The 12,283-nt window shown below is 31.7% G+C and carries 7 protein-coding genes; all 7 read left to right on the top strand.

What is annotated here, in order from left to right; genetic code table 11:
- Positions 1-2: 2 nt before the first annotated feature.
- The 7 genes from D2A34_RS01765 (at position 3) to D2A34_RS01740 (ending at position 12,269) form a co-directional block, all read left to right on the top strand.
- A complete protein-coding gene (locus D2A34_RS01765) occupies positions 3-1,001 on the top strand; it encodes a PulJ/GspJ family protein (protein ID WP_182629292.1) in 999 nt (332 codons plus the stop codon).
- Positions 949-1,107: a hypothetical protein gene (locus D2A34_RS26555; protein WP_182629291.1), complete on the top strand. Its 159-nt coding sequence runs from the start codon at positions 949-951 to the stop codon at positions 1,105-1,107. Before D2A34_RS01765 ends, D2A34_RS26555 begins: the two co-directional genes overlap by 53 nt.
- Positions 1,108-1,143: 36 nt before the next feature.
- Entirely contained in the window at positions 1,144-3,558 is a 2,415-nt protein-coding gene (locus D2A34_RS01760; protein ID WP_119365525.1) for a hypothetical protein, read from the top strand.
- Between the two features lie 18 nt (positions 3,559-3,576).
- Positions 3,577-4,203 (top strand): PilW family protein, encoded by a 627-nt coding sequence (locus tag D2A34_RS01755; protein WP_119365524.1) that lies wholly within the window; start codon positions 3,577-3,579, stop codon positions 4,201-4,203.
- A gap of 16 nt (positions 4,204-4,219) precedes the next feature.
- Positions 4,220-10,132 carry an Ig-like domain-containing protein gene (locus D2A34_RS01750; protein WP_182629290.1) on the top strand — a complete coding sequence of 1,971 codons (5,913 nt, stop codon included), beginning with the start codon at positions 4,220-4,222 and terminating at the stop codon, positions 10,130-10,132.
- Positions 10,133-10,260: 128 nt separating this feature from the next.
- Positions 10,261-10,674 carry a GtrA family protein gene (locus tag D2A34_RS01745; RefSeq protein WP_119365522.1) on the top strand — a complete coding sequence of 138 codons (414 nt, stop codon included), beginning with the start codon at positions 10,261-10,263 and terminating at the stop codon, positions 10,672-10,674.
- Between the two features lie 41 nt (positions 10,675-10,715).
- Positions 10,716-12,269, top strand: a complete 1,554-nt coding sequence (locus D2A34_RS01740) for an NAD(P)/FAD-dependent oxidoreductase (RefSeq protein ID WP_119365521.1) — start codon at positions 10,716-10,718, stop codon at positions 12,267-12,269.
- Positions 12,270-12,283 lie beyond the last annotated feature (14 nt).

Raw genomic sequence — 12,283 nt, 5'->3', positions numbered from 1 at the left:
TTGTGAAGAATAATTCTAAAAAATATGAAGGGTTTACGCTAATAGAAGTAGTAATAAGTATGGCAATATTATCAATAATCTCCATTGCTGTATATAATGGATTTGTAATTATTACAAATCAAATTAAGGCTGGGCAGGTAAAACAATCAGTAACATTAGAAGGAAAGAACTTAATTGAGAAAATGAAAGCCACAGATTTTGTGGTTCCAAGTGTCACTACAGATGCTGCCCTTAAGATTGGTGATCAAATAGAACTACAAAAAGAGGAAAATGATGATGGAGATATTTTTTATACTAGGTATCTAAAGGAAGACTTTTCGGTGTGTCCTAAAGAAGTAAGCAAGTATGTTGAAAAAGTAACATTGACTCCTACAAATGTAACGCTAAATGATGAGCAAATAAGAGATGAATTAAAAAACGCAAATAATATTAATTATAAAGTTTATATAGGAAGAGGGTCAAATGCTACAGGAGTAGAAGATTATATTAAGCATGAAATTACGGACATACCTAAAGTTTTAGAAAGTGACTCAAATAAAATAGTAATTTATGTTTATTTTGAAACTTCACCTAGTTTAGCAAATGAGAGAACTATAACAATCAAGGATTCTAAGGGAACTACACTATTAGAAACAACTGAAACTTTAGCGGATACAACTTCCTCAAATCCTTCAAAAGTAAATTTATGTATGAATTTCGATTACTATAAGAAAATAGATGATTCGAATTTAAATGGTGTAGAAGCATATGTTTATAATAGAACTGGAAGTGCCGCAAATATATATTTGCAAAAAGATAGTACTGTGAGAGCGAATGTAACAGTATGTAAAGGCGAAATAAATATATATGATAATCGTGCTGAAGATTCAGATGAAGATAAGATGGGAACTTTATATGATATTAAACTTGAAATAAGTGATTATTTAAAATATAAAAATGGTGGAATCCATGAAGATAAAGATAACCTATTCACAGGATATTCCAAGAAAAATACACACTAATAAAAAAAGCAGCTATGCTGCAATTAAGAACTTAAATAAAAAAAGCAGCTATGCTGCAATTAAGAACTTAAATAAAAAAGCAGCTATGCTGCAATTAAGAACTTAAAGCATATCGTCAAAGTTTGTAGAAAGGGGTGAAATTTTGAAAAGAAAAAAGCAAGGTGCTGGTTTGATTACAGTAGTAATTGCATTCATGTTTGTGTTTACAGTAGCAACAGCTATGCTATCAATGGTAGCAAGTAATTATAAGGCAAGGGTTGTAGAAAGCAAACGAATAGAAAATCTATATGCTTCAGATTCGGGATTAGATGTTGCATACAATATAATTGGAAAAACTTTTGATGCTGCAACTAAATATGCAAATTTAAAGGTGCAGAAGATGCAAAGTTTAACTGAGACTAGTACAGATGATGGAACGAGCATATATAATCAAGATTATATAGAAATAGAAAAGGATATTGCAACATTATCAAACTGGAATACAAACCACCCTGATCAACAAAAAACACAAAGTGAATTAACGAGATTAAAAAACGAAGATAAAAATCTTCAAGAGATTCTCTGTAATGAAGAATTCAAAAGAGCTTTTAAGAATTTTATAGCAGCACCAGTATCTCAATCTGAGTTAGGAGAGCATGAGAGTCCGCCCGATAAACTCAGACAATCTATAGATGGATATGGAGACCCTAAAAGACCTGGATATGTTAGTGAAGTTAAATTGAATACTAATACAAATGATATTGATTTTACGGATGAAAAGGTAAATTTCGGAATGCAAAATAATAAGTCACCAGAACTTACAGCAGAGGTTGGTGAGCTTACTAAGATTTCTAATGATGATCCACCTCTTGCAATTAGTAATGATCACTCAACATCAGTAAAAAATTTAAGAATTATTAGAACGGGACAAGAAGCATATAATAATTTAACTGTAACGTCAGTTTTTTATAGCGAAAAAAAAGGAGAAAAAGAAATTAATAAAAGACAACTTAAAGCAGCTTATAAAATTATAGTGCCTAACTATAAAGATATATATTTTCAAAGTGCTAATGAGGGGTTAAATGATCTAGCTACTAAAGATAGAGCACTAACAATTTATGGAGATATGAAAGTAAATCATGTAAATGAATTAACTGTTAATGGGGAAGTATTTGTTCAAGGTAGTCCTGATACTGATGAAATATCAAAAGATAGAGTATATGGAAAGTACTTTGGTGGAATAACGGTGACAAATAGTGATGAAGTTAAATTTGAAAAAAATGTTATTACAAGAGGAACCTTTAATGTTCAAACACCTACAATAAAAGAAGATGACGAAATTCGAAAAACAAGGATTTATGAAAGTTTATATGCTAAGAATATATACGTAGGTAATATTAATGGTGCCGAAATTCCAAAGCAAAACAGTCGATTGACCATAAAGAATGGTATAATAAACAATGATTTGACATTAAATGCGAATAATGCAGAGATAACTATAAATAATTTATATGGAATCAATGATATAGATCTTAGCAAAAAAGCAGAATCATCAAGTAGTATAATAGTCAATGGTGATAGTAGTAGTAATTCATCAATTAAGATTTCAGATTCAGTATATCTTATGGGGACCGCACATATTGCTGCTACTAATGAAAGAGGAGAAGATTATCAAACAGCAGAGTCTGGAGCAGTTAAAGGGAATTATATAGCTTATGCTATTCCTTTAAATGAGGCTGAAAAATTTGCGTATTATGATCCACTGCAGTTATTGGAACCATCGCTATATACAACAGGATCAGCACTTACTGTGAAGAAAAATCACTTTATTGATTATTGGAATGAATCAAGTAGGAATCCATCTACAGGGGCTATCACTTGGCCAGAAAATAATATATATTCCATTGGTGTTATAGTTTGCGAAAAAACTGATGAAAATGGAGAAAAAAGAAATGAAGTAATACAGGGTAAGAGTACTGAAGATTCTGAAGTAAATGGTACAGTAAATTCAAAAAGAGAAGAATTTGCGAAGTATGATTATAAATTTGGACAAGATGCAAGTTTGTCAGATTATACGAATTCAAATATAACGAGTTTTGATTCATTAATTGATACTAATAAAATTCCATCAAAATATAATTTGACGGATGGAGAATATGCAATTTTTAATGGGAGTACAAGTAAAGAAATAAAAATCACAAAATCTGCTAATAATGATACGTCAATAGACTCCACTACTGACTCTAGTGTAATAAATATACGAGTGGGACATAACAAAGATCTAAACGCCATTATAGCTACAGCAGGAAAGGTTTCTATTGAATCTGGAGTTACTATTAATGGATGCATTATTGCTAAAGGTGATTTGGATATTAATGGAAGCAATGTGAACATAAATTATGATCCTGATGTTATAGAAAGAGTTCAATCACGGAACTTTAATGATTTTAAATATATCTTTGGTGAAAATGTAGATATTACTTCTACTACTGGTGGTAGCGCATCAGATGCGAATGGTTCGGCTAATTACGATTTGAAAAACTTTTTAGAAAGTAAATTATGGAAAATGATCAATTAAGAAGGTGGATGTTTAACAATGGAAAAGAAAAAGCCAGGTTTCACATTGATAGAAATGATAATTGCATTAGCATTAACAGTAACTATATTAGGAATTGCAGGTTCAATGCTTGTTACTGGAAATAAGGTTTTTTCTGATTCAGATATTAGATCAACGCTGCAAATAGAAGGACAAGCGATTCAAGAGAAAATAAGTGATATTGGGATGCAGGCTTTTAGTGTAGAGTCGTGTAAGTATGGGAGCCTAGATATAAAAAATAAAAATTATAACAGTGACGATATTGTATCTAAATTAGTAAACATTAAAGGCGAATTTTCTGAAAACAGAGAATGGATAGATGTATCACAAATATCATTCAAGTCATCTAGAAATAACAGCGAATATGATAGTAGTACTGATGCTATAACAAATACTGAAACAATCCCTATTAGTTACGACAAAAATTTAAAGAAATTATCTATAGATTCAGAAGTCATATCAGAAAAAGTAGAAAGTATAAGAATACGTCCTGGAAATATAAATGATGGAAATTCAACTATAAATGAAGCTGATTCAATAGAGTTTAATATTGTATTAAGTAAGAAAAAAGCTTTTAGTAATGTTACTTACCCAATTGATTTTACAATTAAATTTAGAAATAAATGAGAAGGGGGATGATGGTATGAATATAATAATAAAATTAAACAAAAAGTTCATAAGTTTCTTTTTAGTTGCAATGATGATTAGCACAATGATATTTACGGGACAAAAAGCAGTAGCGTCAACTACTGGATTAACTGTAAGTGTTAATGATTCATCTAACCAGAGCATACCTCAATATACAAATGGTGGAGGTACAAATAGTAACAAAATATTTAGTAGTCCTGTAAGATTGGCAGCAAATGCAATGGCTAAAATTTCATATAATTTTACTAATGCAACCATGGCAAAATACAAATTTGTAAATGCAAGTGATGTAACTAATATTCCACAGTTTCCTCAGGATTCAACAATGACAAATATAAATTTGCCAGCGCCTAATAGTCATGATGCTTATGCAAATGATATAGGTGATAAAGGAACTATTAGTACTATGCAATATGTGTATGCTGGAAACCCAAGTTCAGCTAGTAGTTCTGCACAGTTGACTAGAGATGTTAGCTTTGGGACACCACTTAGTTCGACTATGCTTGTACAAAAAGCTATACAAGGAAGTGACATACCAAGCTATAACCTTTCAGGAAGTACGGCTTTTTTACCTGACACAGCAGTTTATACTGGGTCCTCAAAAAGTAAAACTTCTACGTATTATGTATGGAATCCTTTTAATAAATATTATATGAAGTCTAATAAGAATGCGGCATGGAAAGCAATGAAATTCTGGGGATATTTTTCACCAGAGAAGACCGGTTATTATAAACTAGGTGCAAAGTCTGATGATGGAGCTTATGGATATGTTATAGTAAATGGGCAAACAAAAGAATTTGTTAATGATTGGTCGATTAATTCTGCTTTTGATAGATCTAATAATAATCCTATATATCTTTCAGCTAATTCTTATTATCCAATATATATGGAGTGGTATGAAGGATGTCCTACCAATGCAGCGTTTGTTCCAAGGTATGAATATAGCAGTAATAGTAGTACTAGTGGATTTAGTAGCTGGGCAGATATACCACAAAACTATTTTTATTCGAGTAAAACAACAACCCCTGGAACTATTCCAGGAGCATATTTTGGAGATGTTTCGGGAATTCCATTCCCTACTCAAGATGGAATATATTATATTGCTACTAAATTCGTAAGTGGTGAAGGTACAACTTCAGGTTTATATGGTCCTTTTATAATTGATAAAACTCCACCTACAATAAGTAATTTGTCTGTTGTATCTGATTATCCTAGTAATAATAAAAAAGCAGGGCTGGGAAATACGCTAACTATAACTTTCAAAGCTAGTGAACCATTGCAAGCAAATCCACAAATACTAATTGGTGGATATGTTGCTAGTGTAATATCATACACAAAGGACTCTAATGAGAATTATACTGCAACTGTTAAAATAGGATCGGATGGTTCAATTAATTCTAGTGGTGATAAGATAACTCAGACAGGATCAATTAATGTACAAATTGCTAATTATTCTGATCTGTCAGGAAATGTAGGACTTCCTGTTCAGGATAGTTCAGTTACATTTATTAATGCAACTGGAATAACATTGACATTAACTCAAAACACTACAGCATTGACAAATGGAAATATAACAATAACAGCGAATGCTACTGCATCAGGTTCTGGAAATAGTATTAAAACAATAAAATGGGCAGCTGGAAGTCAATCAGTAAATTATTTCACCGCTGGTGGTACAAGTATATATGATTCTAGTATTAGCGGGAATAAATCAACAGCGCAGTCCACTTTTAATGTAAATACTAACGGAGTTTACACCGTATATTCCACAGATAGTAACGGAAATATAGCTGTACAGACAATAGATATTGAAAATATTTTTGTGGCGAAACCAGTAATAACATCGCCAACAAATGGAACAGTAACAAATAATAATACACCAACAATAACAGGGACAGCGGTAGCTAATTCAACAGTAAAAGTGTATGATGGAGCAACATTAATAGGAACAGCAAATGCAGATGTAAGTGGAAACTGGACACTTATACCGACGACAGCGTTATCAGATGGAGCTCATACAATAACAGCAACAGCAACAAGTGGAACAGGGAATGTGAGTTCACCATCTGATGCAGTAAATATAACAATAGATAAGACTCCGCCGGTATTGACCTTAAGCCAAGGCTCAACAGCTTCGACAAACGGAACAGTAACAATAACAGCAACAGCAACTGATAACGTAGCAGTGGCAAGTATAACAAAACCAGATAATATAGTAGCTACAGGAAGTTCAACAACATACACTGTGAGTACTAATGGGACTTATACATTTACAGCAACTGATACAGCTGGAAATGTGACTACACAAAGTATCAATATAAACAATATTGTGATTTCAGGTACAAATGATACCTCATTTCCTAATATAAGTGCATCGTTGAACTCAGTTAGTCCAAATCCAGCAAAATCATCAGATGAGATAACTGTAAAATATGGTATTAAAGCAGATGATTTTTCATTATTAAGTGGAAAGATTGATGAAGCTGAAGTTTTAGTAGATATGTCTCAAGCAATGAAAAGTAATCCAGGGCAAAGATTTTCAGAACTTCAAAATGGCTTTGTAAATCAGGTTATAAATGATAGTAATTTATCTGGTATAAAGTTAGGAGTAGTTGGCTACAATGATTCTGTGTATATAGGTACCAGAAGTAATTATAGTGATCCTAAAAGTTCTGTTATGAAGCAGACTAATGAAAATCTAAGTGATATAGACAAAACTAACTTTTTACCTTTATATAATTTGAATGATGCTAATACAAAAGATGGATACAGGCAATTTTATCAAGAAGATAAAAATATTAAGAATAATATTTCAAATAATGACGAAAGACAATTTGGAAGTGCGTTAAAAGTGGCAGATAATATACTGACAAATTACGGAACTTCTGGTGCTAAAAAAGCAATCATAATAGTAAGTTCAGGAAATTTATCGTATTCTGATGATCAAATAAAAAGTATAATAGGCAAGGGATATAAGATAATTGTGCTAGATATAAGTAATTCAGACAATACAAATATAAAAAATACCTATATGAAATTATGTGGAAATGATTTTGGTATTAATGGTAATTACTATAAAGGTACATTTAATGATGGGACTAATTATAACTCTGTAGATGCCGATATGAAAAATGTTGATGCAAGCTTAAAGGGAATAACAGGGGTTACTACCTTAAGTATTAATGATGCAAAATTAAATATTGATTTGGGAGATAATTTTAAAGCTGTAGCTAATGGAGGTCTAGATGGAAGTGGGAAGGTATGTACAGTAACCATTCCTCAAATAAACTTCACATATGATAGTACAGATGGTAAATGGAAACAAAATGGAACTGTTGAAGTGACTTTTAAAGTAAAGTCTGAAAGTGGAAAATATGGACAATTAGGTTTTGGTTTATATAAAAATACAGATAATACAACCAGAACTAGTAGTAGTACCATATCGTATACGAATTTTTACAATATTTCGGTAAGTAAAATAATAGGAACACCGACTATAAATATAACATCTTCAGCCCCAGAAATAACAGGACCAGCAGATGGAACCATAACAAAAAACAATAGACCGACGATAACTGGAACAGCGGATGCTAATTCAATAGTAAATGTGTATGATGGAACAACATTAATAGGAACAGTAACCGCAGATGCAAGTGGAAATTGGACACTTACACCTACAACAGCGTTATCAGATGGAAGACATGGAATAACAGCAGCAGTAACAGATGCGGCAGGGAATGTTATAAGCCCAGTATCTAATAATGTAAATATAACAATAGATACTACAGCGCCGACATTAACATTAGTAGCAAATACAACAAATGGAAAAGTAACGATAACCGCAGAAACAACAGATAGTGGATCGGGAGTAGCGTCAATTACAAATGTGACTGCTACGGATGAAAAGCCACAAGGAACAGTTACGAATCCAACTAATAGTGTTATAAATGCAAATAATGGAAAGGTTACAAATTCTGATGGAACATTAATTTTTGATAGTATTATAACCTATACAGTAAGTACAAATGGAACATATGAATTTACTGCTAAGGATAATGCTGGTAATACAATAACACAAAGTATACCTATAGCTAATATAGATACAACAGCGCCAGAAGCACCTGTGATAACAACACCAACAAATAATACAGTAACAAATGATAATACACCAACAATAAGCGGAACAGCAGAAGCAAACTCAACAGTGAAAGTGTATGACGGAACAACGCTTATAGGAACAGTAACAGCAGACGGAAATGGAAACTGGACACTTATACCATCAACAGGTTTAGCAGATGGAAACCATGCAATAACAGCAACAGCAACAGATGCAGCAGGAAATGTAAGTCCGGCATCAAGTGCAGTAAATATAACAATAGATACGACAGCTCCAACATTAACATTATCAGCAAGTCCAATAACTGCGACAAATGGAATGGTAACAATAAATGCTGAAACAACAGATGGTGGATCTGGGGTAGGCTCAATTACTAATGTAACTGCAACAAATGGAAAAGCAGAAGGAACAGTTACGAACCCAACAAATAGTGTTACCAATAATGGTATAGTTACAAATTCTGATGGAACATTAATTTCAGATAGTACTATAACTTATACAGTAAGTGCAAATGGAAGATATGAATTTACTGCGACAGATAATGCGGGTAATACAACTACTCAAAGTATAGATGTAAATAATATTAATGCTACAGTACAAGGTACAGTAATAGATTCAACAACAAAAAATCCAATAAGTGGTGCTACAGTAAGGGTTAAAAATGCAAATGGAGAAATAATTTCGTCAGGAACTACAGGTTCAGATGGGAAATATACATTGAACAATATAGCAGCACCAGCATCAGGAGTTCGAGTAACGATTGAAGCAACAGCCAATGATTATGGTACTCAAGATTTTACGCAAACATTAGTTGGTAAAGTAGATGCATATACACAAAATTTTTCATTAAATCGATATAATTTACCAAGCATAAGCCTTAGTCAATCTCCGGATGCAGCAACTTATACAAATAGATCTGTAGTAATAACGGCAACTGGATCTGGCGGCACAAATCCGGTAAAAGATATAATCTTACCAAATGGTACAAGTGTAAGTGGAGCTTCAGCACAATATGAAGTTACAAGCAATGGAGATTACACATTTACAGTTGAAGATACAGAAGGAAGAAGAGCTCAAGCAACAATTACAATAAATAATATATATGCAACAGTGCAGGGAACAGTAAGAGATGCTTCAACTAATAATATAATAAGTGGTGCTACAGTAAGTGTTAAAAATGCAAATGGAGATACACTTTTTTCTATGAGAACTGGTTCAGATGGAACGTATACTTTCAATAGCATAGTAGCACCAGCAGCAGGTATACAAGTAACTATTGAAGCAATAGCGAATGATTATAGTGCTCAAAGTTTTTCAAAAATATTAGTAGGTAGAGTGAATGGATATGAACAAAATTTCTCGCTAACTAGTACTTTTCAGTCAAGCATTATTGAAGCACATGGCATATATGGAGGAAATGGAGCTGTTATAGCAGGTGGAAGTAAAGCTACTAAAGACATACCTGTAACAATGGCTATGATAGTTAATGCGGAATCATCACATCCAGTAATAAATTGGAGTGTAGATGATAACTCAAAAATTACAGTAGATAATAATTCATTTAAAGGCTATGAGATTTTAGCAGATAATACAATTGGAAGCGCAACATCATTAACTATTGATGGAAATGGAAACATTACAGGAATTGCAATGCAAAAGGATAAGAAATATTTAATAGTATATACCATTACGCCAAGTGTGACAGGAACGATTACTTTAACAGCAACGGCAGATGGAACTTCTAGATTTCCTGTAGCTTTAAATGTAGTTAATAGACCTGATTTATTTTAAATAAAAATAGTGGAATTAGCAAAGTGGGATTTTTTATTCCCGCTTTGCGACTTCTATTTAGCAGCTGTATAGAGAAATAATATATTAATAATATTGATATAACTAAGGATATTTAGGAGTTATTTTATATGAATAAAAAAGCAATTATTAATGAATTTATTAGATACATTTTTGTTGGAGGAGCTGCCTTCTGCATAGATATATTAACTTTATATTTTTTTAAAACGCAAATATTTTTTGGTTTAGGATATATAGGTATTTATATATCTACCGCATTAGGGTTCTTGGCAGGATTAATTTTTAATTATATCTGTTCATTAATTTTTGTTTTTAAAAATGCTAAAGAGCAGGGAAAAGGAAGAAATATATTTTCTTTCTTTTTATTTTCCCTAATAGGTATAATGGGGTTGCTTCTAACTGAAATTGGAATGTATTTGGGAGTGGATTTATTTCATATCAATTATTTACTCACAAAAGTTATAGTTGCAGCAATAGTACTAAAATGGAATTATGCTGCAAGAAGAATACTAATATTTGCATAGTTTATTATTTTATAAGGTTAGGAATTGGGGGAAGAGGACGTTTGGAAAAGGTTATTATAGTTGGTGCAGGGCCAGCAGGACTTACTGCAGCATATCAGTTATTAAAAAATACTGAAGTTAAACCAATAATTATTGAAGAATCAGAATTTATTGGAGGCATTTCAAGAACAGCTGTTTATAATGATAATCGTATGGATCTTGGAGGACATAGGTTTTTCACTAAAAATAAACAGGTAATGAATATATGGAAAGAATTGATGCCTATTCAAGGGTATCCTTCTATAGATGATATTCTACTAAATAGGAAACTAGAGCTAGAAGAAAATGGACCAGATCCTGAAGAGGGTGAAAAAGTTTTATTAAAAAGAAGTAGGACTTCGAGAATATTTTATCTTAGAAATTTCTTTAATTATCCTATTACCTTAAGCTTTGAAACTTTTTATAATATGGGAATTATACGTACGATTAAAGCTGGTATTGGATATATTAAAGCTTGTTTAGTAAAGAGAAAAGAAAATTCATTAGAGGATTTCTATATTAATAGATTTGGACAACCGTTATATGAAATGTTTTTTGAAGATTATACAGAAAAATTGTGGGGTGTTCATCCGTCTAAAATTGCACCAGACTGGGGGGCTCAAAGGGTTAAGGGATTATCATTGTTTAAAGTTATTTTATCTGTATTGACCAAGCCTTTTAAAGGTTTAAAAGAATGTGAAACCTCATTAATAGAAGAATTTTATTATCCTAAAAAGGGACCAGGGCAGCTTTGGGAAGCTATGGCTGATGAGATAATTGAAATGGGTGGAGAAATTATCTTTAATTCAAAAGTTAATGCAATTGATATTAAAGATAATAAAATAGTAAAGCTTAAGGCAAAAGATATTGAAGGGAATATACTGGAATATAATAATGTTAAAACTGTATTTTCTTCAATGCCTATTAAGGATTTAGTTAAATCTTTTGAAAATTTGCCAAGTCAAGAAATAAGAAATATTGCTGAAAATCTTCCGTATAGAGATTTTATTACAGTAGGCTTGCTTTTAAATAAATTACAATTAGAAAATAAAACAAAAATCAAAACTGTTTCAGATATAGTTCCCGATTGTTGGATATACATACAAGAAAGAGATGTTAAAATTGGAAGATTACAAATTTTTAATAACTGGTCACCATATTTAGTTAATGATTTAGAAAATACTGTTTGGATAGGTCTTGAATATTTTTGCAATGAAAATGATGAAATGTGGAATATGGATGAAGAAGCATTTATTAATTTTGCTATAGATGAGTTATGTAAAATTAACATAATAAGTAAAGATGATGTTTTAGATTCCACAATTATAAAAGTAAAAAAGGCTTATCCTGCATATTTTGGGAGTTATAAAAATTTTGATTCTATAAAAGACTATATAAATTCTATTGATAATCTATATTGTATAGGAAGAAATGGCCAGCATAGGTACAACAATATGGATCATTCAATGTTAACAGCAATAGAAGCAGTTGATTCGTATGTAAATAATGGAATTAATAAACACAAAATTTGGGATGTTAACGCTGAAGAAGAATATCATGAAACTAAAAATAGTTAGCAGGGGGAGAAAAG

Origin of the sequence: Clostridium chromiireducens (genome assembly GCF_003575225.1) — a bacterium.
GTDB classification, from domain to species: domain Bacteria; phylum Bacillota; class Clostridia; order Clostridiales; family Clostridiaceae; genus Clostridium; species Clostridium chromiireducens.
The sequence above is the reverse complement of the archived record's forward strand: the minus strand, read 5'-3'. Positions and strand labels throughout refer to the sequence as shown.

Excerpts from the sequence above, each read along its gene's own strand:
- D2A34_RS26555 (WP_182629291.1), top strand. The coding sequence starts at position 949 with ATGAAGATAAAGATAACCTATTCACAGGATATTCCAAGAAAAATACAC.
- D2A34_RS01750 (WP_182629290.1), top strand. The coding sequence starts at position 4,220 with ATGAATATAATAATAAAATTAAACAAAAAGTTCATAAGTTTCTTTTTA.
- D2A34_RS01755 (WP_119365524.1), top strand. The coding sequence starts at position 3,577 with ATGGAAAAGAAAAAGCCAGGTTTCACATTGATAGAAATGATAATTGCA.
- D2A34_RS01745 (WP_119365522.1), top strand. The coding sequence starts at position 10,261 with ATGAATAAAAAAGCAATTATTAATGAATTTATTAGATACATTTTTGTT.